This is a genomic window from Chryseobacterium turcicum, assembly GCF_021010565.1.
Taxonomy (GTDB): domain Bacteria; phylum Bacteroidota; class Bacteroidia; order Flavobacteriales; family Weeksellaceae; genus Chryseobacterium; species Chryseobacterium turcicum.
Genome location: NZ_JAJNAY010000001.1, coordinates 253,746 through 278,826, shown reverse-complemented (window position 1 = coordinate 278,826; position 25,081 = coordinate 253,746). Strand labels below are relative to the sequence as shown.

Sequence of the window (25,081 nt, the reverse complement as noted above, 5' to 3'; positions counted from 1 at the left end):
GCTTAGAGAGGCATTATGAGATTTATTACAAAAAAAGAAAAGAAATATACGTTTATAGAGGCTGGAGAAGGTCACCCGCTTGTGCTTTTGCATGGGCTGATGGGAGGATTGAGTAATTTTGATAAAATGGTGAATTTTTTTTCAGAAAAAGGATTTAAGGTTTACGTTCCTCAATTACCTATTTATGATTTGCCGGTACTCAATACCAATCTCACCACGATTGCAAAATATGTAATCAAATTTATAGAAACCAATATTGGAAAACCAGTTACCATTGTAGGCAATTCTATGGGAGGCCATGTAGGTTTAATTTTAACTTTAGCACGTCCAGACCTTGTACAAAATCTTGTACTGACAGGAAGTTCGGGCTTATATGAAAGAGCTTTCGGTGACAGTTTCCCAAGAAAAAACGACCGTTCATACATCAGAAAGAAGGCAGAAGAAGTTTTCTATGATCCCTCGGTAGCTACTGAAGAGTTGGTAGATGAAGTTTTCAGCGTAGTAAATGACCGAATGAAAGGAATTAAAACGGTGATGCTAGCAAGGAGCGCCATCAAACACAACATGCTCAACGACCTCCCTAAAATCTCAAGACCAACATGTCTGATTTGGGGAAAACAGGACAATGTAACTCCGCCAGAAGTAGCTATTGATATGCACAAATTTATTCCAAATTCTGATTTATTCTGGATTGATAAATGTGGGCACGCAGCAATGATGGAAAAACCCGATGAGTTTAATGAAATTCTTTACGACTGGGTAAAAGACAAAGTATAAAACGATAAACCATTAAGACTTTTCTTAATGGTTTATTTTTCTAAATAAAAAATCAAGAAAATGGTTATAAAAACAGCAGATTTTGTAAAAAGCAGCGGAAAATGGCAGGAATGCCCAGAACCCAATTTGCCGGAATATGCTTTCATAGGAAGATCAAATGTAGGAAAATCATCATTAATCAATGCGATGATGAACAGAAAAGATTTAGCAAAAACATCAGGTACGCCAGGGAAAACCCAGCTTATCAATCATTTTTTGATCAATGAAAACTGGTATCTTACCGATTTACCGGGTTATGGATACGCAAAAGTATCAAAAGTTCAGAGAAGAGATTTTGAAAAACTAATCAACAATTATATTTTAAACAGAAACAATCTTGTAAATCTGTTTGTTTTGGTAGATTCACGTCACAGCCCACAGAAAATTGATTTAGAATTTATCGAGTGGTGTGGTGAAAGTGGTGTTCCGTTTTCAATTGTTTTCACAAAAGCTGATAAATTGAAACCCAACATTGCCATAAAAAATGTTGAAGATTATAAAATCGAGTTGCATAAAACCTGGGAAGACCTACCTGAACTGTATATTACATCGGCCGAAAAGAAAGCTGGATGTAATGAAATATTAAATTTCATACAGACCACCAATGAGTTTCTAGAAAATAATAGCGTTAATTTTAATGAATAATATTGTTTGGAAAATAAAAAGCTTTGAAGAACTAACTACTCCTGAGCTTTATGAAATTATCAAAGCAAGAGTAGATGTTTTTGTTGTTGAGCAAGACACTCCTTATCCTGACTTGGATGGATACGACCAAAAAGCACTTCATCTTTGGGCAGAACGTGAAGACCATACCGTATTGGCGTACTGCAGGATTTTTGACAAAGGAATAAAATACGAAGAAACTTCTATAGGAAGAGTTTTAACCTCCGAAAACGGAAGAGGAAAAAACTTAGGCAAACAATTGATACAATATGCCGTTGAAACGATAGAAAACCGCTTTAAAACTTCTGAAGTAAGAATTTCTGCACAAGACTATCTTTTGCGATTTTATTCTGGTTTTGGATTTCAAGAAACCGACAAGAAATATTTGGAAGATAATATTCCGCATACGGAAATGTTTAGAAAATAAATCTGATTACATCATCATATAAAAAGCCAGGGTTTTAGAAACTCTGGCTTTCATTATAAAAAACTTAAAAAATGATGATTAGTTTTGCTTTAATTCGTATTAAAACAGTCTTTTTAAAAAAAGCGCCATAGGCAAACCAATACCTATGGCACAGAAAAACACAAATTTTAATGGAAAAAAAACTATGCTTAAAACCAAGAAGATGGTTTCTAAATTTTCGGAATAATTCAAACTTGAAATTAATCTATTTATGGTGCTGTAACCTGCTCAATTTTGATATATATCTTAGTTTGATCAGGGCGTGTAGACCCTCCGTTAGGCGCCCCTGCATAAATGTAAGCAGAATATTGCACTTTGGTATTTGCAGAGTTATCAATCCAAGAATATCTTCTATACTCAGGACCATTATTATTACCATCCATAATTCCTTCATTTCCCCAGTTAATATCGTTTCCTGTCGTTTGTGTATACCAATTGTTACCTTGATCCTCTTCTCCACCCCATACTCCACTAGGAACCGGTAATATTCCGGTTTGAGCTATGTTTCCCCCATAAGTTGTATTATAATTCCAGTACAAAGTTTTTGATTGCCCAGAGTTATTATAAACCTGTACATGTGGTCTTGCCGATGTTGTAGGAGTAGCTGTTCTAAACCATACCCGTATAGCATAAAGACCATCTGGCGTAGCTAGCCTAAACGTATGTCCTATAGCTCCATTAGCATCAGTAGTAAGACTTGCATACCCCACTGCTGCAATAGTTTTTATTTCTGCCGTAGTTTGATTGAAGATTGTAGCTGCACAAGATTGAGTCGCTGTAAGAAAAGGAATAAGACTTGAATTCAATGGTAAATTCATTGTATCATTTGAAACAGGTCCTGTGGGAGCTGCAGATGTAACCGAGAATACCAATTCCCCTGAACCATATTCTAATTTACCCGGTCGCAAAGTAAAAACCAGACCGTTTACAGTAACAGAAGTTCCTGAAGAGTAATAACCTCCATTTCCTCCGCTATAGGTAATTTTTAGGTTTCCTGTATATTCTTGTCCCACCGTATAGGAAGAAGGTGATAAAATGGCAGACGAACAAAGCAGTTGAGTAATTGACGGAGATATTGCAGAACTACTATCAATAGCCCTCCATTCAGTTCCGTTCCAGAAATAATATCCCTTTGACAAAGCTGTTCCATTATTATAAACCAATAGCCCTGCCGGCTGGTTACTTATATTATTATCCCCATCCGGATTCAAATCCATTGTAATACTTGTAAGATTAACCTTTGGTGTTAATATCCCTTGATTGTTTGATGAAATGTCCAGTTTTGCATAGGGATTCAAAGTACTCGTTCCAATTCCTATATTTCCGGCAGGGTTTATTTCATTCCCCGTAAGTCCAGTTCCAAAAATCACACCTCCAATATTAAGCTGATTACTCCCTGTTGCATTAGCTAATTGCTGGCGAGAACCAATTGCTATATTATTCGTTGTACCATCTTCTAGAGCATTTGCCGTTGTTGTACCAATTGCAATGTTATGACTTCCTGTTTTATTAAGTGGATTCGACAAAGCACTTTTACCTATAGCGACATTAGATCCTCCTGTAGTATTATAAACCAAACTGCTTGCTCCTAAAGATACATTACTTCCTCCTGTTGTATTTTCATACAAAGAACTATGACCTATTGCAACATTAGATGTTCCCGTAGTAGTACCACTCAATACATAACTACCCAAGCCTGTATTGAAACCTCCCGTTGTATTTGCTGATAATCCCTGTAAACCGACAACTGTATTATTAGAATTATTACCCTTTCCTCTTCCTACAGTAATTCCGTTCACATTCAAGTCTCCTCCTGTAATTTTTTTGATAGAATTGTCAGCATTAACAGCTTTATAAATCCGTTCTCTTTCTGTATTGTCTGTTTTTACCACAAAATCTACAGCATCGGTGGTTCCTATAAAATTTGGAACACCTGAAGACACATCGGTGTTTGTACCACTGTTACCCAAAAGAGACCAATCATTCCCGGCATTGCCCGTACTCGCTGCCGTTAATTTTTGCCAGATATTTCCATCAAAATAAAAATATCCAATACTCGTCACATTTGCTGTTTTAGAACTCGTATCAGAAGCAACTAAAGCCTCCGTTACATATATTAGAGTTGCATTTTGCTCAGCACCATAGAGAGCATCTTTAGCTTTAAGCTCTAAGCCAGTAAGTCTAGGGGCAATAAGACCATCAATTTTAGAAATATCCGAAGGCTTACCTGTTACATCCAAAGTAGCTTTTGGAGTTTCTGTATTTATTCCGACTTGCGAATAAGCAAGTACAGAAGAAAATAACAATATTGTAAATATTTGCTTTTTCATTTTTTCTGTGTTTAAAAAATTTTACTCAAAAGACATATTTCTCAAGCTTTGAGTCTCATGGTTTAGCCGCCAACTAGTACAAGAAGGAAATAAAGTTGCAAAAATGTAGGCAGTCTAGTTTTAGAATAAGTTTTTTATAAAACTCATCGTGATAAGCATTTAGTTAAATAATCATGCTTTTTTGTTCGAAATATTTTTTTTCAGCATTTCTGTTTTTTTTAATAAATTTTTCATTTTTAAAACTATTTTATCTCCGGATAATAAAACGGTGTTTTTAGAATCGTACAATGTTTAGAGAAATAACAATGGGAATTTTTAAAATTATTTTTCTTTGTGTTCAAACATTGAGACTGCAAACATAAGAGCATAAACGCCTACATTCCTAAACAATAGCTGGTACAATTCTGGAATTTTACAAGACAACAAAACAAACAACTAGCTAAAAATCAAATAGTTGAAATTATTTTTAAACAAAATTCACTTTTAATGAATTTGATTATTTATTTGTGATAATCAGATTTTTTTTAGTAAAAAAACTATAAATCTTCACTTTTTAAGCATCCTTTTTCCGGTCTATTTTTTCTTCATTTATATTTTTTTCATTTAAAGCCAATATAAATTTTGAGGGTGAAATTTTATTTTTCTTGGTAAATACTTTTGTAAAATAACTGTGGGAAGAAAATCCTCCCAACTCTGAAAGGTAAGTAAGCTTGTATTTGAGACTTTCTGGGTTGTCGTGTAAATATTCTAAAATATATTTAATCCTTAAATCATTAATATATTCATTAAACGTTTTCCCATAATGTTCTTTTATAATACTGACGATGTATTTCGGGTTCGTATCTAAAATACTGACCAAACAGCTTACGGTAAAGTTTTTAGTCGTAAAAGCATTTCCTTTCTCGAAGCGTTCCAATTTTTTTAATAAATCTGTTTTTGTTGTTTCAGGTATAATTTGTGATTTAGAATCGGAATAATCTGAAGCAATATCATTATTTATTTCTTCCTTTATTACAATGGAGCTCGCCTTTTCTCTATTACTTTCAAGCTCTTTTATAATTTCTTCAAAGTATATTTTCTGTTTTTTCCTTTTTCTTCTTTTAAATAGTAAAACACCCATTGATAAAAAGAGCGCAACACCAATGAAAATGTATTTATATTCTTTTTGCCGTTCCAAAATGACGCCTTGCCCATTCATCTCCTGATTAACCACTTTAAAGATTTCTTTTCTGGAATTGTCTCTACATTTTATAAATTCAGCAAACAGCTTTTCTCTTGTTTCAGAAGCATCAATATTGAGCTTTAAACGCTGCTCTAATATGGCTGTTAGTCGGTCATCCATTCCATTGTTCCTAGTAATATCAATTGCTTTATCAAAATAATTTGCCGCGCTTATTTTATCATTTTCTTTAGCCGCAATAACAGCCTTACAAACATAATATATTTCAGACCTCCAGTTTAATTCATTGGAAATTTGCGAAATATCGTTACTCGATTCAAAAAGTAAAATTTGCTTTTTTGCACCTTCTAGATTACCCATCATAAGGTAATCGAAAGCCAAATAGCATTTTGAAAATGTAAATTCAGAAATTGAATGGTGAGAATCTTTTTTCAAACTCTCCTGAAAAGAAGCATTGTAAGATATATGATAAGGTATTGCCTCTTTAAATTTTTTTTCGTTTTCTAAAAAGGTAGCCCTCAGCTTCAAAGCCATGGCAATATAATAAGGATTGCCAAGTTTTTTAGCCGTTTTCTCAGCTTCATTTAGATATTGCGCCGCTTTTTGAATAAACCCTGATTTTTGATAAGAAAGAGATAAATAATAAGAGGCAATAAAATGTTCTTCCACTTTATTACTTTTTAAAAATAATACATCTGCTTTTTTGGCGTAAAAAATACTATTACTAAATTTTCCATTAAAGTAATAGCCTATGAAAAAATGCATACAACTCTTAGAAATCTCATCTTCAGTTTTAGAAAGACTTAATTTTCCTTGACCTTTATTTTCATCAGAAATTTTAAACGGCTTTTGATATCTATCAATTGTTGATTGATAGACTTCCTCACTCACCCTATTCTGCCCAAAGCAAATCAATGCATACAAAAAAGTTGCAAATTTTAATATTTTCATCATCCAATTGTGTTTTACTTACCATAAATTTTTCAATTAATCTTAAGAAATACCGAATCAATATCAAGTAAATCCATGAATTATAGAAAAACTATATAAAGGAACACAATAAAGCGAAAATTTTAAAACAGAAGACCACACACAAGTAACACAGCCATATTAAAGCACCACACACTTACCACACACCTGTAGATTTTCAAAAGAAAAAAGTTTAAAATTTAAGGATTAAGCTTTTTTAAGAATTGTATTAAAAAGTCAAGGAAAAAAATAAGAAACTCATCCATTTGATGTAATTGGAGTCTTGTATTCAATTTTAAAAGGAACTTTCAAAAACCAAAGCTGTTTAGATTATCAAAAAAATTGTACAATTCTTAACTTTAAGACGCAATATTGTAAAAGAAAAGTGAATTAGTGTGTTGAATGAAATTGAGAAAACTTGGAAATTATATAATAGAAACTTTAATTTAACCCCCTTGTTGGTTATTCTTAAAAACAAAAAAGACTGTTAATCAATGATTAACAGTCTTTCTATGTACCCCAGACGGGACTTGAACCCGTACACCCGAAGGCACAGGATTTTAAGTCCTGCGTGTCTACCAATTCCACCACCAGGGCGTGATGTGAGCGAAAAACGGGACTCGAACCCGCGACCCCAACCTTGGCAAGGTTGTGCTCTACCAGCTGAGCTATTTTCGCAATAAAGTAGTGCGGATGAAGGGACTCGAACCCCCACGCCTCACGGCACCAGATCCTAAGTCTGGCATGGCTACCAATTACACCACATCCGCATTATTATTGAGTTATTTTAAAGAACTTCTTTCGTTTTTCTGAGTGCAAATATAGGACATTTTTCTTTACCTCCAAATCTTTTTGAAAAAAAAATTAAATTTTTGTGAAATTTATTTGAAACCCTTCTTTTTAAATTTCATTTTATTACTTTTACACCGTTAATATTTACGATATGGAATTACAAGGAACGGTAAAGAAAATCACTGAAGTTCAAACATTTGCAAGTGGTTTTCAAAAAAGAGAAATGGTTATTCTTACACAAGAACAATATCCGCAGCCAATCAACATCGAATTTTTACAAGATAAAATAAATTTGTTGGACACATTGAAAGAAGGAGAAAATGTAAAAGTAGGAATCAACATCAGAGGTAGAGAATGGGTTTCGCCACAAGGAGAAACTAAATATTTCAACTCTATTACAGGATGGAGAGTAGAAAAAGTTTTAGATAATGGTTCAGAACCTACACAAGCTGCGCCTTCTCATTCTGCAACTCCGGTTTCTAACGAAAATCCTTTTGCAAGTGACGATGACGATGATTTACCTTTTTAATAAGAAATAAAATCAAATACCAATCCCGCTTTTTGAAAAGTGGGATTTTTTTTCATCATAATGGTACGATTAGACGAAAACACAATTTCATTTCCCGACCCGGAACAATATGACGGCCACGAAGGCATTATTGCTTTTGGTGGCGATTTGTCTATAGAAAGGGTTTGGTTTGCTTATCAGAACGGAATTTTTCCTTGGTTTAATCCGGGAGAGGAAATTCTTTGGTGGTGCCCCGACCCGAGATTTGTGTTATTTCCAGAAGAATTGAAGGTTTCGAAGTCGATGAGAAAAATTTTAGACAAAAAAGTTTTTACCATTACCGAAAATCAAAACTTCGAAGAGGTGATAAAAAATTGTCAGGAAATCAGCCGTAAAGGGCAGGAAGGAACCTGGCTTTCTGATGAACTGATGGAAACATTTAACACTCTTCACCGTTATGGGCTTGCCCGAAGTGTAGAAGTATGGCAAAATAACGAGCTCGTTGGTGGACTTTACGGCATACAAATAGGAAAAGTATTTTGTGGCGAAAGTATGTTTGCAAAGGTGAGCAACGCTTCCAAAGCAGGGTTTATTCATTTTATAGAAACCCATAAAAATAACTTCGAACTCATTGACTGTCAGTCTCACACCGACCATCTGGAAAGTTTGGGAGCGAGAATGATTCCTAAAAAAGATTTTTTGAAAATTTTACACAAAAACAATGAACGCAGATAAAGAAAAATGGCTTCTTCTGATTTTACTAAGCATCATCTGGGGCTCTTCATTTATTTTAATTAAAAAATCCTTAGACCATTTCAGCCCTTATCAGGTGGGAGCTTTAAGAGTTTTAATTGCTGGAATTATCTTAATGCCTATTGCTATTTCAAAATATAAACTTTTCCCTAAAAAACATTTGAAATGGCTTATTTTAGCAGCTTTTACAGGTAATTTCATTCCCATGTTCTTATTTCCTATTGCCGAAACAGAAATCAGCAGCAGTATTGCAGGAATTATCAATTCGATGATGCCTATTTTCGTCATTATCGTTGGAGCTTTAGTTTGGAAATTTGAAACAACAAGAAGACAGATGACAGGAATTTTTATAAGCTTTACCGGAGTTTGCCTGCTCGCATTTGGTGGTGGCGACAATGCTCAGTTTAAATTATTTCCTATTCTCTTACTTTTATTAGCTACATTGTGTTACGCAATGAGCACAACGACTGTAAAATCAAAATTAATGGAGGTATCTTCTACCGTTTTATCGGCTTTTGTATTTTCTTTCATCCTATTTATACCTTCAGCCATCGCTTTACTTTCTACAGGTTTTGTTTCTGAATTTACATTTACCAAACAAAATATGATTGGATTAGGGTTTGTAAGCTTACTTTCTGTTTTCGGAACCGGATTGGCCATGATGATGAATTATAGATTACTAAAAGTATCCTCTCCACTTTTTGCATCTACTGTTACGTTGCTAATGCCGATTGTGGCTATTATCTGGGGTATTTTAGACGGTGAAAAACTCACTTATTTACAATTTTCAGGAACAGGTGTCATAATTGCTGGATTAATCTTTTTAAGAGCTAAAACAGGGGTGAAAAAATAGATTAGAATTGCCACGAATGCACGAATATTATTCTAAACATAAAAATCCCGCAGTGATGCGGGATTTTATTATGTAAATTAAATGTTGAAAATCGATTTTAGGAAGATTTAAAATATAAAGCTTCCATTATCCAACTTTCAGGCTATAAATTCTTCTTTTTAACTTTCGCTTTTGCTTTTTTCACCTCATCTTTGATGTACGGATATTTTTTCTGCATATCTGTAATCAATGAAGCATCAAGTTCTAACGCTTTTTCTAGCGCTTCACTACCTAGCTCATTATTTTTAAGAATAAATTGACAGTTGCTTAATTGATAAAACAATTCTGCTCTGTAATGATGTTTTAAAGCGGCATTAAGCACCGTTACGGCCTCTTCATACTCACCTACCAACATCAAAACTTCAGAATATGCATACCAGTTGTAAAACCTTGAAGGCTCTGCATCTATCAATTTTTTTAAACAAGAAAGACTTTCTTCAAATTTACCAGAATCGATGAATAAAAATGCTAATCTTTTCTGATAATCTAGATTACTGTCATTCAATAATGTTGCTTCTTTTGCATAGTGTAACGCTTCCGGCATCCCACCCATTTCTTCGTAAAGGTAAGACTGTTCCATCATCGCAAGATAAAACTGAGGGTCTTCTCTTAATGATTTCTGGAAAGAATTTAAAGCAACTATCGGCTGTTTTAAAGCTTTTTGGCACAATCCGATTTTATAAAAAGTAAATGCTTTTGTATATTCCAACTCCAACATTTCTTCATACACCTCGATTGCTTTCTGATATTGATTTAAAGCTTCATAACAGGCTGCTTTGCTCGCATACACTCCAACTGCGCTGGAGTTGATTGCCAACATATAATCGAAACCTTTAATGGCCTCTTCGTAGTTTTTTCTATTGAAATAATATTGCCCATACTCGCTCCATGCCACTTCTGAATACGGGAAATCATCAAGATAACCGTTCAGAAAAGCAATTGCTTCCTCACCCTTATTCAAATCATTAAAGCAGACCATCGCATTCTCCAATGAATATTCATCAATTGGATCTTCTTTGAGTGCTTGCTGATAATGTTTAAGTGCGTTAAAGGGATCTCCAAGATTCACATATTCATCTGCAATAAAATTGTTGAGGAAATTTTCTTCTTCCCCCAATTCTAGGGCTTTTTTACAGATTTCGATGGACCTTTTAGGATTTCCCAAATTCGAATAATATTTGGCGTAGCAAACCAAAAAGTCTGTGTGCTCCATAGAAGAGCCTTTTAACTCGTCGATTAATTCTTTCGCCATATTATAATCTTCCCACTCTAGTAGAACCTCCAATTTTTTAATCTTGATTTCTAAAGAGTTGGGATGGAGTTTAAGACCAAAACTAACCGCCATATCGGCATAATTAAAATCTCCAAGCTCCAAGTAATAAACAATGATGTCTTCTAACTCTTCTGTATCGAAGTAGAATTCATCATTATTTTCCATCATTTCTTCGAACTTTTTTACCAGTTCATTTCCAAAATATTCTTCCAATATAAACGAGTTTAAGATTTAAGACCAGAGATATGAGATGTACAAATACTCGCTTCTGAAAATCTTATTACTATAAAGTTAATAAATAATTTTTTTAGAATGATGAATTTAATTTAAAAATTAAATCAAACTTTTGATCTTTGCGATCATATCATCACCCAGTTTATCGGCTTCTTCCTGAGATTTGGCCTCTGTGTAGATTCTTATAATTGGTTCTGTATTCGACTTACGAAGGTGAACCCAATTGTTTTCAAAATCTATTTTTACACCATCAATGGTAGAAATCTCTTCATTTTGATACTCTTTTTCCATTTTAGTTAAAAGATCATCTACATTAATTTCCGGAGTAAGCTCAATTTTCTTTTTACCCATAAAATAGCTTGGATAGCCCGCTCTTAATTCTGATACTGTTTTGTTTTCTTTTGCCAAATGCGTCAAAAACAAAGCAACACCAACCAAAGAATCTCTTCCGTAATGAAGTTCTGGATAGATAATTCCACCGTTTCCTTCGCCACCGATTACCGCATTCTTTTCTTTCATTAAGTTTACCACATTCACCTCTCCTACTGCACTTGCGAAGTATTCTGAGTTGTGAGTTTGCGCTACATCTCTCAAAGCGCGGCTAGAAGAAAGATTTGAAATCGCTACCCCGTTTTTGTTTTTCAACAAATAATCTGCAATGGCTACCAAAGTATATTCTTCGCCAAACATCTCACCCAATTCGTCAACCAAAGCCAATCTGTCAACATCTGGATCTACAACAACACCAAAATCTGCATTTTCTTTCTTTACAAGCTCACAAATATCTCCTAAATGCTCTTTTAACGGTTCAGGATTGTGAGGAAACTGTCCGTTTGGTTCGCAATATAATTTTACGGTTTCGCAACCCAATTTATCTAAAAGCATTGGAATGGCAATTCCACCTGTAGAATTTACAGCATCTAAAACGATTTTATATTTCTTAGCTTTAATCGCTTCAACATCTACCATTGGTAAATCTAAAATCTGCTGAATATGAATATCAAAAGCATCGTCTCTTGTTTCGTAAGAACCCAAATCATCAACTTCTGCATAGTTAAAATCTTCATTTTCAGCCAAAGCTAACACTTCAGCACCATTTTCTCCGTTGATGAATTCACCTTTATCATTTAATAATTTCAGCGCATTCCATTGTTTTGGGTTGTGAGAAGCGGTAAGGATAATTCCACCGTCTGCTTTTAATTCAGGAACCATTATCTCAACCGTTGGGGTTGTAGAAAGTCCTAAATCTATTACATTAATTCCCAATCCTTGCAACGTTGCTGTCACTAAAGAGTTGACCATCGAGCCAGAAATTCTTGCATCACGACCGATGATTAGTGTTAAATCTTTTTTATTTTTTTGATTTTGAAGCCAGGTTCCGAAAGCAGAAGCAAACTTTACAACATCAAGTGGTGTTAAATTATCGCCCACTTTTCCGCCAATTGTTCCGCGAATTCCTGAAATACTTTTTATTAATGACATTTAATTAATATTTTTATTTTTCTAGTGATTAACTTGTACGCAAAATGCATTTTTATTTTTAAATCTTTAGAAAAAAAAGATTATCTATATTTTAATTTTTTGCGTTTGCAAAGATACTCAAAAGACAGTTAACTTATAAGATAGGAATCTTTTTCTTAATTTTATCGTAATTTCTTTTTACAACCTTCGGAGGCGGAAAGCGGTATCCTATATAAAGAAGCCCATAGGTATTGTTATTTTCAACGGTAGAATTTTCTTTTTCATTATATGCTGTAGCATTAAAATTGAGCATTCCACCAAACAAAAAACGATCTGAATTGTACCCTATACGCAAACCTCCGGATCCTTTTACTGTTAGATATTGTTCATTTTGCTTAGGCCCTTTTGATCCATTTTCTAAAGTATCTTTAAAACTTGTCAATTTTCCACCCAAGCCTACGGTTAAGTATGGGGCAACACTCACTTTTTCGGCAATCACCCAATTGTAAAAATATCCGATGTTTGCACCGAAATTATATTGATACTCTTTACTTTTTAGCCCATTAATGGTATTCCTGAAAATCGTAAAATCATAATCTAAAAACGGAACCCAGCTACCAATGCTATTTTTCTGCCATTCACCTTGTGTGTAAAGGCTTTTTAGCGAAAAACCTTTCTTTAAAATGTAAGCTGTAGAACCACCAAAAGTCTGAACCCTCAAATCTGGAAATTGAATATAAGAATCTCTGTCTTCTTGCCAACCCGGAAGAAGGTCCTGCATATTTTCAATATAAAAACCTTTTACATTTTTATAATAAACGGTCTGTACAAATCTTTCAGGAAAAAACCGAAATCTGAAATCGGTATAAGAGCTGTTTCCCTTTCTTTCATTATCATTATTTCCTGGGAAAAACCGTGGAGCAAAAGATAGCGTTGCACTTATGATTTTATAATCAACAGAGAAGGAAGCCTTTGTTTTGTTATTGATGGCAAGTATAGTTTGCTTTAAATTGTCTTCGCCTCCTTCTGAAAAAGTATAGTTTTCTATATTCGTATCAAGATTTACACGAATCATTACCTGATCAGCGTAAGACTTAATTTTTGTACTGTCTGTTTGTGCTTTTAAATAAAAACTCAAGAGACTTAGTAAAAAAACAGAGACTGCTTTTGAATTCAAATTGAAGTTTTCTTTTAGAATATGAAATTACTACAAATAATTCACATTTTCTACGAACATCCGCAATCTTTATCGCAACCCGATCTTTTGGAACTGAATTTCTTAGGTGAAAAATTCTTCCTGATAAATCTATATAAAGAATAACAGGCAAAAGCCACCAAAAGAGCGATTATGATATATTGAAAAATTAATGAAGTATCCATTATTTTAATATTTGATAAGCTATCAACGACACAAAATATGCCAAACCGGTCATCATTGCCACCTGAAAGCCAGTCCATTTCCAGCTTTTGGTTTCTCTGTAGACTACTGCCAGTGTAGAAACACACTGCATTGCAAATGCATAAAACAACAACACCGAAACCCCCGTTGCAAAATTGAAAACTTTCTCGCCATTCGGTTTTATATCGTGTCTCATTTTGTCAATTACTTTTCCTTCCGGCGCATCGTCATCCAAACTGTATAAAGTAGACATTGTTCCCACAAAAACTTCTCTGGCTACGAAACTCGTCAGGATTCCCACTCCCATTTTCCAATCGTAACCAAGCGGTGCAATTGCTGGTTCAATAGCTTTCCCCATTTTAGCCAAATAAGAATGATCTAGATGAACATCGCTTGCAACAAACTCATCTGGAGCTTGTTTCGGTCCGAAATAACTCAAGACCCAAATAATGATACTTACAATAAAGATAATTTTTCCGGCTCCGGTAATAAAGTCCCAGACTTTTCCTAAAACCAGTTTAAAATCATACCCAAAAAGTGGTTTTTTATAGGTCGGCAAATCCATCACAAGATATGTTTTACCATCTTCTTTAATAAAGTTTTTAAGAATTGCAGCCGATAATAAAGCTACGAAAAATCCTAATAGATACATTCCTAAAAGCACTAAAGCTTTATATTGAATTCCCAAAATGGTTTTATCTGAAATAATCAACCCAATAATAATGCTGTACACCGGAAGTCTTGCAGAGCAAGTCATAAACGGAGTTACCAAAATGGTGAGCAATCTTTCCTTTAAATTTTCAATATTTCTTGTAGAAATTACTGCCGGAATTGCACAAGCCGTTCCCGAAACTAAAGGAACAATACTTTTTCCATTTAAGCCAAATGGTTTTAAAAGCCTGTCCATCAGGAAAACGACTCTTGCCATGTAGCCCGAATCTTCCAGTAAATAAAGGAAATACAGAAGAATTCCGATTTGTGGAGCAAAGATGATAATTCCACCTAGACCAGGAATAATTCCTTGTGAAACCAACGAATTAATTGGCCCTTCCGGAAGATGTTCTCCTGCAAAGCCAGAAAGCCAAGCAAAAGCTTCGTCAATCCAGTTCATTGGATATTCTGCCAAAAAATAAACACATTGGAATATAATTAAAAGAATAAACAAGAAAACGACATAACCCCAGAATTTATGAACAAGAACTTTGTCTAATTTCTCGGTTAAAAGTTCTTTAAACTGAGCTTTTGTAGTAATAATATCCGCTAAAATCTTATCTATATTCTGGTAACGTCTTACCGTTTCCTGAACCTGTAATCTTTTCGGAACTATGTTTTTTGAGTCTGAATCTGACTTTTTTGCAAGTGTAAGATTCACCCAAGCCTGATAATCATTCTCTACATTTTTATCTAAAATATTTTTATGCTCTGCAGGAATTTCAAAACTTGACTTTTCAGATTTTACAAAATCATTGGTAAAAACGGCTTCTTTAATCGCTTCTATTCCTATCTGTTCTTTTGCATTGGTCTGAATAATTTTGATATTTAATGCCTGAGAAAGCTTGTCAACATCAATATGAACTCCTCTTCTTTCAGCCTGATCAATCTGATTTAAAACCAAAATCATTGGAATTCCTAAATCCTGAATCTGCTGGAATAACAAAAGCCCTCTTTTGATGCTTAATGCCTCCAAAATATAAACAACTCCGGAATATTTTTTTTGCCCATCAATCAAAAATTCAGAGAAAATAGCCTCGTCTTCAGAGCTCGGATAAATACTGTAAGATCCGGGAAGATCTACAATTTCAACTTCTTCGTTTTTATAAGAATAGTTCCCTGAATGGCTTGATACCGTAACACCAGCATAGTTTCCCGTTTTCTGCTTTTTGTTTGATAGCGCATTAAAAACGGTTGATTTTCCTACATTCGGGTTTCCTACTAAAAGTATCTGTTTTTTGTTATTTTCCTGCATTAATCAAATCTTCTACAATGATGAAATCTCCTTCTTCTTTACGCAGAGCAATACGACTTTTTTCGTCGCCAAATTCTATGTAAAGCGGCCCATTAAACGGCGCCTGATAAAGGATTTTAAACAGAGTTTCCGGAAGAAGCCCCATTTCTATAATTTTGGTTGGCATGCTCAGATTATCATTATCATAGCCTATAATTTTACCAATTTTATTTTTTGGAAAACTGCTTAATGTATGTAATTGAATATCCTTCAAGACCTTTATTTTTTGTGATTGCAAATATAACTATTTAAATTTAATCTAAATAACGCTACTTTTCATATTTAAAGGCAGTTAGAATTATCGTTTCTTCAATTATCTCGCAAAATAAACCCAAACACATCACTGCATTTGGGATTATTTTAAATATAATTAAGTTGAAATGAATGTTATTTTTTATCTTTTTCTTTACCTACTTTTTCAAGAGTACCCACACTTACAGAATTTGATTTCTCGATAGGATTATCATTAGAATTAAAGAAATCTTTTGCAATTTTCTCTTGTTTTTTCATCATTTCTCCAATTGTTATATCAGATCCTGGCATTTTCATGCTAGACATTTCTGGAGTAATTTTCTGGCGAAACTCCCCCATTGGATCTTTTTTAAATGTAGCATATGCTTTTTCAAACTTTTCCTTAGTTGTAGGAGTTACCGAATTTGACATTCCATACTTTGCGTTAATTTTTTCTGAATAAGATAATTCTTCGTAATTTTCAATTTTCTTATTACCACTTAATTTCCAAGAATAATCTTTTTCTGCATCTTCAATCTTAACAATTAATCCAGGCAATCCATAAAACTTATAAGGTCCATCCTGAAAAGGAATATCTGTACTGAACCAAGCAGTCCACTTTCTTCCTGCAAAATCGGTTGTCGCCTTTTGGGTATTATATTCTCCTACTTTTTCTTTTTCAGGAAGAATATTCCAATTAAATTTTATATTATCGTCATAACCAAATAAGTTCATACTTATTCTATCTATAAATTGCTCTTTCATTTCAGGATATGTCTTCACAATTTTGTATGAAAATTTTGGCATTTTAATAAGCTTAGACATATCTTTAAAAGATTTAGTCTTTTCCATTTCCTCAACAGCTAATTTAATAATAGAATCCTGAGCTGCCACTGTGTAATCTTGATAGATTGATTTTTTACTTGTTATATCTAAAGTAGCAATTACTTTATCAATTTTTGTAGAATCCTTTTTCGGCTTAAAAGTCAATTCATAAAAAAATCGGTTTGCTGTTTCCTGAGCATTTGCAAAAGCAAAAACGGCAACAAATAGGATTGAAAATATATTTTTCATTATATAAAAGGTTTACTCAATTAGTTCGCATTAGTTGTTTTTTGTTACAGATTTTTTTCATCTTTTATCAAAAAAAAGTTTTTAGCTCTTTTAAAAGTTTTAAATTTAAGCTTACCTAAACAAAAATAAATATGGATACTTTGAAACAATTAAAAAACGAGCTTAATGCTGAGTATCAAACGACAAAACGATTTTTAGAAATCTTTCCAAATGATAAAAATGAGTACAAACCGCATCCTAAAAGTATGAAAATGATGCACCTTGCCACCCATATTACGGAAGTTTTTGGCTGGCCGGGATTTATGCTCAATTCCTCCGAACTTGATTTTGCCAAAAGCGGTATGGAACCTAAGCACTTCAACACAAAAGACGAACTTTTAAACGTTTTAGAAGAAAACCATACAACAAGTATGGAAGCACTGGATAAAGCTTCTGAAGATGATTTAGAACCAAGATGGGCCTTGAAAAACGATGGTCATGAACTGGCATCATGGACAAAATATGAAGCCATTCGCCACAGTTTAAATCAGATTTCGCATCACAGAGCACAACTGGGAGTGTATTACAGACTAAATGATATTGAACTACCGGGAAGTTATGGCCCTACAGCGGATAACCCTAATTTTTAGGTTACAATAAATCTTTGTAAGATTTTAAAACAAAAAACCAATCTCGAGGAGATTGGTTTTTATCATTTATTTAAAGTTGAATTTTACTGTAAACATTACTTGGCTTGGTCGAAGTTGAATCCTTGTATATTCTACTGCATTTTTTGAAGCTTGAATATTATATGTTTCGAATACTCTTCGATTTGCAATATTCATCCATTTCAATTCAAAGTCAATTTTCTTTGCAGACCATGCAAACTGATATGAAAGATCAAAAAATGCATTATCAAACTTTCTTGTACCATCACTTGAGTTTACCTGATCCCAATTGAAGCCTATACTATGATTCTCTAACGGATAAATGAAAGCTGATAGATTATGGTTGAATCCTTTATTTGGAGCAAACTTTCTTCCTTCAGGAAGCCCTATGTTTTCTTGTTTAGTTCTAGAAATGCTTACATTATAATCTATGCTCATCCAACTGAAGTAGGTATTGTTGAATTTAAGACCATAAGATTGGCTATTGTTTTTGCTTTCGTATTGTTTTTCATATTCAGTATTACTAAAAAATGCATCCGAAACAGTATTTGAATTTCTATAATTTAATGAAATATTCGATTTAAATTTTGGAAAGTATTTTCCTATCTCACCACTAAAACTATTGCTTGTAGAGCTATTGTCCTGATTTTTATATTGAATTAAAGTAAATCCTGTTGTTGGATCTAAAACTGGAGAAGATAATAAGTTTCTTTTTGTATCGCTGAGTCTATAATTTACATTAAAAAATAAATTGTTCAGCGGATTTCTGTATTCTAATCTTGAACCTGCAGATTTTGTATTAATTTCTGGGATCGGGTTATTAGCATCCATCACATTGAAACCAGAAGGGCTCAGCAACATATATCCTGCGTAAGCACTTTGAATATCTCCAAAATTATTACTTATATTTCCACTTAAACTTGCTTTAAAGAAAGAAGCAAATGAATACTGAATAAAAGCATTCGGTGTAAAAGTTGTCTTATTTAAAGATTTTGAAACTTTCCTTAAATCATCTTCCGCTTTAATATTATTTAGGTTTACTGGTACATTAGCAAATATGCTCCATGCGTCTGATTTATAATTAATTCCCACAGAAGCTGATGGAACTGTTTCCGTAAAAGTCAAGTTATTTTCATAAACAGAACTTGAAAAATCAGGCTGAACATCACCTGGCCCAGTCGGTACTGCCAAACCATCAAAGTTTGTATTTAATTTATCTGTTGAGAAGTCTACCCCAATTTGTGGAGTAAAAGTCCACCCTTTTGTCGTGAAACTAATGTTTGCAGAATGTGAAGTATCCAAAGTCTTAATTCTGAAATTCTGAATAGCGCTTGTTCCAGGTGCAAAATTGATGAATCCATATTCATCAGGATCATTCTCATTAGCCTTTGGCTTCAGATATGGAAACTGCATGTAACTTGCAGGTGAAACCTCTAAAGTCTGTCTGTCATCCTGATAATTAATATAAGATTTTAAATTAACCATCTTTTCTTTCCATGGAATAATAGTACTCAATGAATTTTGAAATGAAGATGTAGGAGATTCTGTAGCTTGATTTCCAATACCGTTATTCCTTAACGCTACAGCTCTGTCAGCATTCCAAAATTGAGAAAAAGTGGTTGTATTTTTAAAAAATCCTTTTTTAGCATTTTTAGTAAAAATTAATTCTCCCTTCAACTTATCTGTATAAAAATTATTTCTGGTAGAAGTATTAACTGTAGACAAACCGTTTGAAAAAATAGTTTCCACCTGATCTTCCCTTTCAACAGAATTATTTGTATAATTTGCATTTGCTTTCAGTTCCCATTCTTTTTTATTATCAATATTCGTTAAATAATTTGCAGAAAGGTAATGTACATTATTAAATAAATATCTTTTAACTGGAAGATTAGGTGTATTTGCCGTTTCTACATTCAACCATGTATTTTGTGAAGCATTTCCTCTTCTTCCTTCCCAAGAACTTCCAAAAGCTAATATATTTCCTTCATTTTCTACTTGCTCTCCCATATTATTGGTCTTGTAATTAACAACCCATTGCTGCTTTTTACTGAAAAACATTGGGGTTAATTTCAAATTCCAAAGCCATGGATCACCAAATCCGGAGCCTACTTCTCCTCGACCGGTCATTGTAACCGATTTTTTTAGTTTAATGTTAATTGCTGCAGCATCAGAAGGAATTTTCCCTTGTAACATTTTTACAGGCTGGTGATTTTCTAAAACTTCAAGCTTTGCGACTGCATCTTTTGGTAATGAGTTTGTAATGGTACCATAGCCACCTTCCATCAAATCTTTACCTTCAACATAAAATTTATTAATGGCATTCCCTTGGAAGAGAATTGTTCCGTCAGTTTTCACTTCAATTCCTGGAATTTTTCTCATTACATCTGCCAAAGTACGATCGTTCTTATGGTCGAAAGCTTTCAAATCATAAGCAATAGTATCACCTCTCGATGTAATCATCTTTGTTTTTAGCTGTACTTCTTTTATTTCAGTTGCTTCAGACTGCAATTTGAATGTAAGCGTCTGATCGCTGTTCGTAATTTGCTTGGTTAAAGGCTTTTGGTTAAAGGCTTTTACTTTTAAATCTACATTTGATTCTGAAGAGGTAAAAGAAACTTTATATTCTCCTTTAGAATTGGTAATTCCGTAGGCAAGAATTGCGTCTTTTCCGGGTTCTTCAATCGTTACACTTGCGCTTGGTATTGCCACCCCATCTTCATCAGTAATTTTCCCAGAAACTGTTTTTTGAGCAAACGTTATCACCGAGAAAAAGACCATCAGAAAAAGGTAAATTTGTCTTTTCATATCAATATTTTTATATTTTTTAAAGAGTATTTGGAATCGCCGAACATTAATTGATGAGGGTATTTAGCATTCACAGCGATTTCAAAATTTATTATTTAAGTAATTAGTTATTTATTAATGTCTTTTGTTACACTTTTTAGAGATATAATTTTATTGAAATATTTAAATCTCATTTTTATACCTACAAACATAGTGATAAATTGTATTGATTTTCCATTCTTTTAAATCTTAACATATTTTTATGACAGTACCTTCAAAAAAACAACTGTAAATTCACAAATACATGAATAAAAACAAGAATTTAGCTTAAAAAATACAGTTTAAACAATTCAAATTCATGTAATTTTTATTTCGACTTAATAAAAATGTGATTAAGGTCATAGATTAAAAACATCTTAAATCATTTTCCGTAAGTAAATATTTAATAATTTTGTAATATAAAATTTACAAAAATGGGGGTTATTCTAAAGCCTATAGATATTGTTGACGATATTACTCAAGAAGAGTTCCGCGAGAAATATCTGATCCCAAGAAAGCCGGTGGTGATAAAAAATATGGCCAGAAAATGGCCAGCCTATCAAAAATGGACGATGGATTATGTGAAAGAAGTGGTAGGAGATATTACAGTTCCTTTGTATGACAGCAAAAAAGCTGATCCTGCAGCTCCTATTAATACACCGACTACTGAGATGAAATTTGCAGATTACATAGACCTCATTCAAAGAGAGCCTACCGATCTACGAATTTTCTTTTTCGACCCTATTAAACATGCTTCGAAATTACTTGATGAATACATCCCGCCGAAAGAATTGATGGGTGGTTTTCTAGATAAATATCCTTCTATGTTTTTTGGAGGAAAAGGTTCGGTCACTTTTTTACATTTTGATATTGATTTAGCTCACATTTTTCATACCCATTTCAATGGAAGAAAACATGTTTTGCTTTTTGAATATAAATGGAAAGACAGATTGTACAAATTACCTTACGCTACTTATGCTTTGGAGGATTATGATATTTCAAATCCTGATTTTGAAAAATTCCCTGCATTAGACGGTGTAGAAGGTATTGAATGTTTCTTAGAGCACGGTGACACCCTATTCATGCCAACCGGATGGTGGCACTGGATGAAATATCTGGATGGCAGTTTCTCACTTTCGCTTCGTGCATGGGATAAATCTTGGGCCGTAAAAGCTAATTCTTTGTGGAATCTTACCGTTCAAAGAAATTTTGACAACTTTATGAAAGGGCGTTACAAAAAACGCTATATGGATTGGAAAGAGAAAAAAGCGGTTGAAAGAGCCCACTATGCTCTAAAAAGAGGATTACCTAAAAAATAGAAAAATACGCTTCAAATTGGAGCGTATTTTTTATTTTAATTTGACTATATAATTATTTCTTCCTTTTTCATTAGCATATAAAGATGGAAGAATGTCACTTTGCCAGAATTCTTTGGTATCGATATCCATAATCGACAATGCTCCTGTAAAAGCTGCGCCTGTATCAAGGTTCCATACATTGGCTTTGTTGACGGGTTTATCAATTCCTAAATGTAAAGTCGGAGTATGACCGATGAAAATTTCTTTATATAGAAGCAATCTTTTCGGATACAATTTTGAGTTTTTCTCTAATTTTCTATCCATGCCAACAGCGGTTTCCCAAAGCGTTCTATCCCAACGATAATTGCTTGAATACACCTCTTTTTCCGGACCATGCATAGATGAATATCCCGCATGAATAAACAATCTGTTGTCTTCATCAGTATAAAAATTTTTCATTTTTTCAAAAAACGCCAAATGAATTTCTAATTCTTCCAGAGAATATTCAGAATAGCTATCAACCGTACTTTGTCCTCCGTTGAAAAGCCAAATATCGGGAGCACTTCCTAAAGACAGCCAATCTTCAGTCCAAACATCATGATTTCCTTTAATAAAAATACATTCTTGTTTTTCTGAAAGTTCTATTAAAAACTGAATAATATGAGACGATTCACTCCAACCATCTACATAATCTCCAAGAAAAATCAATGTGTCATCTTCCGTGACATTCGCTCTTTCCAAAACCTGTTTCAAAGCTTTGAATCCACCGTGAATGTCACCTATAACTAATGTTCTTTTCATTTAAATCTTTTATAATAATTTGGGCTATATTCAATAATTTCCATTGCTTCTATCAATTTACAGTTCTTATGCTCAACAATGAAGTATAAAATATGTATTGTTCCTGCCCCATTACCAAATAGCTCATCAACTTTTTCTTTTAAATCATCTTTCTTAATAGAAAAGCCTTTTACCTCTTCTTCAAATTCTTGACTTGTCATTGCGAAATATATTTTGCATCCACAAAATCTGTCAGCCATACATTATTTTCAGAAAGATAAAATTTTATTCCATCTTCAAACATTTTTTGTGTATTGATGGTTAGAATAATGGGTTTTCCGTGGCGCATTCCAACTTTGTTTGCAGTTTCTTTATCCTGACTCAGATGAACATGTTGTCGGCTTCTTTTTTCAATTCCTTTTTCTAAAATGGAATCAATATTACATTGAGCCGTTCCGTGGTACAAAAATTCAGGAGGCTGTTGAGAAATTAAAGCCAGATTAATATCAATTGAATGCCCTTGATTAGCTCTGATTCTGGTTTTATCTTCATTAAAAATAAACCTTTTTTTGTCGTTTGTTTCTACAATTTCATCCAATTCTTCGAAAGTAAAACCTTGAGAATCGTTAGTTGATTTTGCAATCAATTCATCAACATTTGCCCATCCGTTTTCGTCTAAATTCAAATTAATCAATTCGGGATGATGTCTGAGAACGTAGCTCAGAAATTTGCTTGTTTTTTTCTTATGTTTTTCGTTCATAATCGTATTTTTATTTCATTAATTTGTTTTCTAATTTGTTACATACATTTTCAATATCATCTTTCCTCACCAATTCTTCAATCCAATCTAGAGGAATATTTTCAAAGCCATAATAAATTCCTGCAATACCTCCCGTAATTGCTCCGATTGTATCGGTATCTTCTCCTAAATTGACCGCTTTCAAAACCGCTTCTGAATAAGTTTCTGAGTTTAAAAAACACCATAATGAGGCTTCTAAACTGTGAAGAACATAGCCGCTTGAACTGATTTCACCTTCTTGCAAAGTATGTAGAGGAGCTACATCATATTCCCCAACTTTTAGTTCTAAAATTCTGTGGAATTTATCCATTTCATTTTGAGAACAAATAGGATTTTCATTTAAAAAATTCCAAACCGTTTTCTGCATCGTTTTGTATGCTTCCCACTTATCATTTCCTTTCAGAATTTCTAAAGCCAATTCCAAATAAATAAAACATGCCAACGCAGAACGAATATGACCATGTGTGATTGAAGAAACATCTTTGACAATATCAAAACGTTTTTCAATTGGAAAATCCTTAATGTAGAATAATAATGGCATAATTCTCATTAAAGAACCATTACCGTTGTCGAAATCACCTGTACCACCACATAAAGTGGGATAAACACCTTTGCTTATTCTATGAATAGCTTGCGAGGTTGCAATCCCAATGTCAAAAACCCTTCCATGCGGAGTCCAGATTTCCGCATTGTACCATTGCAAAAATTTTGTCGCGATATCTTCCAAATCATAATCTTTACAAAGACTTTCTGCAAGACATAAGGCTAAAGAACTATCATCACTCCAAGTTCCCAAAGGTTGATGATGAGTTCCTAAAGCTCTCATTTTTGTAACTGGTGAACGTTTCAATTGTTCTCTACTTCTAAATTCCACAGGAACACCCAAAGCATCACCAATACAAACTCCGAAAATTCCCGCTTTTACTACATTTTCCATTATGCTAAATTTACAAGCTTATCAAACAAGAGTTTCATTCCTTTTGTGGCGGTTTCTTTCATGACAACAGCTCTTTGTCCGTATCCGAAACCTGTTTCGTTGGGATTGATAACAATCAACAAACAATCATCTTTAATGTCGTGAAGCAATCCTGCAGCCGGATACACCTGCAATGAAGTTCCGATAACCAAGAAAATATCTGCTTCACTTGCTTTTTCTGTCGCTTCCTTCATCAAGGGAACATCTTCCCCAAACCAAACGATAAAAGGTCGCAATTGAGCTCCGTCTTCTGCCTTATCTCCGATATTAATATCGTCTTTTTGGTCATAAATAAGTCCTTTATTATTGCAAGAACAAGATTTTAACAATTCTCCGTGAATGTGAAGAATATTGGTAGAACCGGCTCTTTCGTGCAAATCATCGATATTTTGCGTGATAATCTGAACATCAAAATGTTTTTCTAAATCGGCTATTAGTTTGTGTGCATCATTTGGCTCCACTTCATGAATTTGGCGGCGTCTCTGGTTGTAAAATTCCAAAACCAAAGCTTTGTCTTTACGCCATCCTTCGGGACTTGCCACATCTGTGATGCTATGATTTTCCCAAAGACCATCTCCGTCTCTGAATGTTTTTATTCCGCTTTCGGCACTGATTCCGGCGCCAGTTAATATGGTTAGTTTTTTCATTTGTTTAATCTTAATTTAAATCTCTCGCAGATTTAGCAAATTATGCAGATTTTTTATATTAACAT

The 25,081-nt window shown here is 33.6% G+C and carries 23 protein-coding genes and 3 tRNA genes; 9 read left to right on the top strand and 17 right to left on the bottom strand.

Translation table 11 applies throughout. The annotated features are described in order from the left end of the window. Positions 1-15: 15 nt before the first annotated feature. Genes LO744_RS01370 through LO744_RS01360 form a run of 3 tightly spaced genes read left to right on the top strand, consistent with a single transcriptional unit; the run spans position 16 to position 1,906 of the window. Entirely contained in the window at positions 16-777 is a 762-nt protein-coding gene (locus LO744_RS01370) for an alpha/beta fold hydrolase (protein ID WP_230666635.1), read from the top strand. Between the two features lie 60 nt (positions 778-837). Beyond that, on the top strand, positions 838-1,461 hold the full coding sequence (yihA, locus tag LO744_RS01365; RefSeq protein WP_230666633.1) for a ribosome biogenesis GTP-binding protein YihA/YsxC: 624 nt from the start codon (positions 838-840) through the stop codon (positions 1,459-1,461). Next, entirely contained in the window at positions 1,454-1,906 is a 453-nt protein-coding gene (locus LO744_RS01360) for a GNAT family N-acetyltransferase (protein ID WP_230666631.1), read from the top strand. The genes yihA and LO744_RS01360 overlap by 8 nt, the downstream gene beginning before the upstream one ends. Before the next feature lie 248 nt (positions 1,907-2,154). On the opposite strand, the gene LO744_RS01355 is transcribed toward LO744_RS01360, so the two are convergent. From LO744_RS01355 to LO744_RS01335, 5 genes are all read right to left on the bottom strand, one after another. Continuing rightward, a complete protein-coding gene (locus LO744_RS01355; RefSeq protein ID WP_230666629.1) occupies positions 2,155-4,275 on the bottom strand; it encodes an autotransporter outer membrane beta-barrel domain-containing protein in 2,121 nt (706 codons plus the stop codon). Positions 4,276-4,828: 553 nt separating this feature from the next. Then, complete coding sequence (locus LO744_RS01350; RefSeq protein WP_230666627.1) at positions 4,829-6,409, bottom strand: helix-turn-helix domain-containing protein; 1,581 nt, start codon at positions 6,407-6,409, stop codon at positions 4,829-4,831. Positions 6,410-6,939: 530 nt separating this feature from the next. Next, positions 6,940-7,021: transfer RNA gene (locus LO744_RS01345), tRNA-Leu, on the bottom strand. An 8-nt stretch (positions 7,022-7,029) separates the two neighbouring features. Beyond that, positions 7,030-7,102 (bottom strand) — tRNA-Gly (locus tag LO744_RS01340). 10 nt (positions 7,103-7,112) lie between these two features. After that, positions 7,113-7,194: transfer RNA gene (locus LO744_RS01335), tRNA-Leu, on the bottom strand. Positions 7,195-7,367: 173 nt separating this feature from the next. On the opposite strand from LO744_RS01335, the gene LO744_RS01330 reads away from it, so the two are divergent. From LO744_RS01330 to LO744_RS01320, 3 genes are read left to right on the top strand one after another with little or no spacing between them, the layout of a single operon-like run. Next, a complete protein-coding gene (locus tag LO744_RS01330) occupies positions 7,368-7,745 on the top strand; it encodes a DUF3127 domain-containing protein (protein ID WP_230666625.1) in 378 nt (125 codons plus the stop codon). Between the two features lie 60 nt (positions 7,746-7,805). Further along, entirely contained in the window at positions 7,806-8,459 is a 654-nt protein-coding gene (aat, locus tag LO744_RS01325) for a leucyl/phenylalanyl-tRNA--protein transferase (protein WP_230666623.1), read from the top strand. Then, a complete protein-coding gene (locus tag LO744_RS01320; protein WP_230666621.1) occupies positions 8,446-9,330 on the top strand; it encodes a DMT family transporter in 885 nt (294 codons plus the stop codon). The genes aat and LO744_RS01320 overlap by 14 nt, the downstream gene beginning before the upstream one ends. Positions 9,331-9,472: 142 nt before the next feature. On the opposite strand, the gene LO744_RS01315 is transcribed toward LO744_RS01320, so the two are convergent. The 3 genes from LO744_RS01315 to LO744_RS01305 all read right to left on the bottom strand — a co-directional run bounded on the left by LO744_RS01315 (position 9,473) and on the right by LO744_RS01305 (position 13,475). Continuing rightward, positions 9,473-10,855, bottom strand: a complete 1,383-nt coding sequence (locus LO744_RS01315; RefSeq protein WP_230666619.1) for a tetratricopeptide repeat protein — start codon at positions 10,853-10,855, stop codon at positions 9,473-9,475. 120 nt (positions 10,856-10,975) lie between these two features. Further along, the gene (glmM, locus tag LO744_RS01310; protein WP_230666617.1) at positions 10,976-12,358 is read right to left on the bottom strand and encodes a phosphoglucosamine mutase; all 1,383 of its coding nucleotides are present in this window, start codon (positions 12,356-12,358) and stop codon (positions 10,976-10,978) included. Positions 12,359-12,491: 133 nt separating this feature from the next. After that, complete coding sequence (locus LO744_RS01305) at positions 12,492-13,475, bottom strand: DUF4421 family protein (RefSeq protein WP_230666615.1); 984 nt, start codon at positions 13,473-13,475, stop codon at positions 12,492-12,494. 60 nt (positions 13,476-13,535) lie between these two features. Here LO744_RS01305 and LO744_RS20365 point away from each other — a divergent pair, with 60 nt between their 5' ends. Then, positions 13,536-13,658, top strand: coding sequence for a hypothetical protein (locus LO744_RS20365; protein ID WP_262908584.1), 123 nt, complete (start codon positions 13,536-13,538; stop codon positions 13,656-13,658). A gap of 58 nt (positions 13,659-13,716) precedes the next feature. Here the strand turns inward: LO744_RS20365 and feoB are convergent, their stop codons facing one another. The 3 genes from feoB to LO744_RS01290 form a co-directional block, all read right to left on the bottom strand. Beyond that, positions 13,717-15,702, bottom strand: a complete 1,986-nt coding sequence (gene feoB / locus LO744_RS01300) for a ferrous iron transport protein B (RefSeq protein ID WP_230666613.1) — start codon at positions 15,700-15,702, stop codon at positions 13,717-13,719. Further along, entirely contained in the window at positions 15,689-15,946 is a 258-nt protein-coding gene (locus tag LO744_RS01295) for a FeoA family protein (protein WP_230670445.1), read from the bottom strand. The genes feoB and LO744_RS01295 overlap by 14 nt, the downstream gene beginning before the upstream one ends. A 182-nt stretch (positions 15,947-16,128) precedes the next feature. Continuing rightward, the gene (locus LO744_RS01290) at positions 16,129-17,046 is read right to left on the bottom strand and encodes a GLPGLI family protein (RefSeq protein ID WP_230666611.1); all 918 of its coding nucleotides are present in this window, start codon (positions 17,044-17,046) and stop codon (positions 16,129-16,131) included. Positions 17,047-17,177: 131 nt separating this feature from the next. Here LO744_RS01290 and LO744_RS01285 point away from each other — a divergent pair, with 131 nt between their 5' ends. Further along, the gene (locus LO744_RS01285) at positions 17,178-17,675 is read left to right on the top strand and encodes a DinB family protein (RefSeq protein ID WP_230666609.1); all 498 of its coding nucleotides are present in this window, start codon (positions 17,178-17,180) and stop codon (positions 17,673-17,675) included. Positions 17,676-17,741: 66 nt separating this feature from the next. On the opposite strand, the gene LO744_RS01280 is transcribed toward LO744_RS01285, so the two are convergent. Further along, on the bottom strand, positions 17,742-20,498 hold the full coding sequence (locus tag LO744_RS01280; RefSeq protein WP_230666607.1) for a TonB-dependent receptor: 2,757 nt from the start codon (positions 20,496-20,498) through the stop codon (positions 17,742-17,744). Positions 20,499-20,950: 452 nt separating this feature from the next. On the opposite strand from LO744_RS01280, the gene LO744_RS01275 reads away from it, so the two are divergent. Then, complete coding sequence (locus tag LO744_RS01275) at positions 20,951-21,835, top strand: cupin-like domain-containing protein (RefSeq protein ID WP_230666605.1); 885 nt, start codon at positions 20,951-20,953, stop codon at positions 21,833-21,835. Between the two features lie 30 nt (positions 21,836-21,865). Here LO744_RS01275 and LO744_RS01270 read toward each other — a convergent pair whose 3' ends face one another. The 5 genes from LO744_RS01270 to LO744_RS01250 are packed head-to-tail and all read right to left on the bottom strand — an operon-like array spanning position 21,866 to position 25,016. Next, positions 21,866-22,615: a metallophosphoesterase gene (locus tag LO744_RS01270; RefSeq protein ID WP_230666603.1), complete on the bottom strand. Its 750-nt coding sequence runs from the start codon at positions 22,613-22,615 to the stop codon at positions 21,866-21,868. Continuing rightward, positions 22,612-22,815 carry a hypothetical protein gene (locus tag LO744_RS01265; RefSeq protein WP_230666601.1) on the bottom strand — a complete coding sequence of 68 codons (204 nt, stop codon included), beginning with the start codon at positions 22,813-22,815 and terminating at the stop codon, positions 22,612-22,614. The genes LO744_RS01270 and LO744_RS01265 overlap by 4 nt, the downstream gene beginning before the upstream one ends. Then, positions 22,812-23,354, bottom strand: a complete 543-nt coding sequence (locus tag LO744_RS01260; protein WP_230666599.1) for an RNA 2'-phosphotransferase — start codon at positions 23,352-23,354, stop codon at positions 22,812-22,814. The genes LO744_RS01265 and LO744_RS01260 overlap by 4 nt, the downstream gene beginning before the upstream one ends. A gap of 10 nt (positions 23,355-23,364) precedes the next feature. Next, positions 23,365-24,330 carry an ADP-ribosylglycohydrolase family protein gene (locus tag LO744_RS01255; protein ID WP_230666597.1) on the bottom strand — a complete coding sequence of 322 codons (966 nt, stop codon included), beginning with the start codon at positions 24,328-24,330 and terminating at the stop codon, positions 23,365-23,367. Beyond that, positions 24,330-25,016, bottom strand: coding sequence for an SIR2 family NAD-dependent protein deacylase (locus tag LO744_RS01250; RefSeq protein ID WP_230666595.1), 687 nt, complete (start codon positions 25,014-25,016; stop codon positions 24,330-24,332). The genes LO744_RS01255 and LO744_RS01250 overlap by 1 nt, the downstream gene beginning before the upstream one ends. Positions 25,017-25,081: the final 65 nt, after the last annotated feature.

Excerpts from the sequence above, each read along its gene's own strand:
- LO744_RS01370 (WP_230666635.1), top strand. The coding sequence starts at position 16 with ATGAGATTTATTACAAAAAAAGAAAAGAAATATACGTTTATAGAGGCT.
- yihA (WP_230666633.1), top strand. The coding sequence starts at position 838 with ATGGTTATAAAAACAGCAGATTTTGTAAAAAGCAGCGGAAAATGGCAG.
- LO744_RS01360 (WP_230666631.1), top strand. The coding sequence starts at position 1,454 with ATGAATAATATTGTTTGGAAAATAAAAAGCTTTGAAGAACTAACTACT.
- LO744_RS01355 (WP_230666629.1), bottom strand. The coding sequence starts at position 4,275 with ATGAAAAAGCAAATATTTACAATATTGTTATTTTCTTCTGTACTTGCT.
- LO744_RS01350 (WP_230666627.1), bottom strand. The coding sequence starts at position 6,409 with ATGATGAAAATATTAAAATTTGCAACTTTTTTGTATGCATTGATTTGC.
- LO744_RS01330 (WP_230666625.1), top strand. The coding sequence starts at position 7,368 with ATGGAATTACAAGGAACGGTAAAGAAAATCACTGAAGTTCAAACATTT.
- aat (WP_230666623.1), top strand. The coding sequence starts at position 7,806 with ATGGTACGATTAGACGAAAACACAATTTCATTTCCCGACCCGGAACAA.
- LO744_RS01320 (WP_230666621.1), top strand. The coding sequence starts at position 8,446 with ATGAACGCAGATAAAGAAAAATGGCTTCTTCTGATTTTACTAAGCATC.
- glmM (WP_230666617.1), bottom strand. The coding sequence starts at position 12,358 with ATGTCATTAATAAAAAGTATTTCAGGAATTCGCGGAACAATTGGCGGA.
- LO744_RS20365 (WP_262908584.1), top strand. The coding sequence starts at position 13,536 with ATGAAATTACTACAAATAATTCACATTTTCTACGAACATCCGCAATCT.
- feoB (WP_230666613.1), bottom strand. The coding sequence starts at position 15,702 with ATGCAGGAAAATAACAAAAAACAGATACTTTTAGTAGGAAACCCGAAT.
- LO744_RS01290 (WP_230666611.1), bottom strand. The coding sequence starts at position 17,046 with ATGAAAAATATATTTTCAATCCTATTTGTTGCCGTTTTTGCTTTTGCA.
- LO744_RS01285 (WP_230666609.1), top strand. The coding sequence starts at position 17,178 with ATGGATACTTTGAAACAATTAAAAAACGAGCTTAATGCTGAGTATCAA.
- LO744_RS01280 (WP_230666607.1), bottom strand. The coding sequence starts at position 20,498 with ATGAAAAGACAAATTTACCTTTTTCTGATGGTCTTTTTCTCGGTGATA.
- LO744_RS01275 (WP_230666605.1), top strand. The coding sequence starts at position 20,951 with ATGGGGGTTATTCTAAAGCCTATAGATATTGTTGACGATATTACTCAA.
- LO744_RS01270 (WP_230666603.1), bottom strand. The coding sequence starts at position 22,615 with ATGAAAAGAACATTAGTTATAGGTGACATTCACGGTGGATTCAAAGCT.
- LO744_RS01265 (WP_230666601.1), bottom strand. The coding sequence starts at position 22,815 with ATGACAAGTCAAGAATTTGAAGAAGAGGTAAAAGGCTTTTCTATTAAG.
- LO744_RS01260 (WP_230666599.1), bottom strand. The coding sequence starts at position 23,354 with ATGAACGAAAAACATAAGAAAAAAACAAGCAAATTTCTGAGCTACGTT.
- LO744_RS01255 (WP_230666597.1), bottom strand. The coding sequence starts at position 24,330 with ATGGAAAATGTAGTAAAAGCGGGAATTTTCGGAGTTTGTATTGGTGAT.
- LO744_RS01250 (WP_230666595.1), bottom strand. The coding sequence starts at position 25,016 with ATGAAAAAACTAACCATATTAACTGGCGCCGGAATCAGTGCCGAAAGC.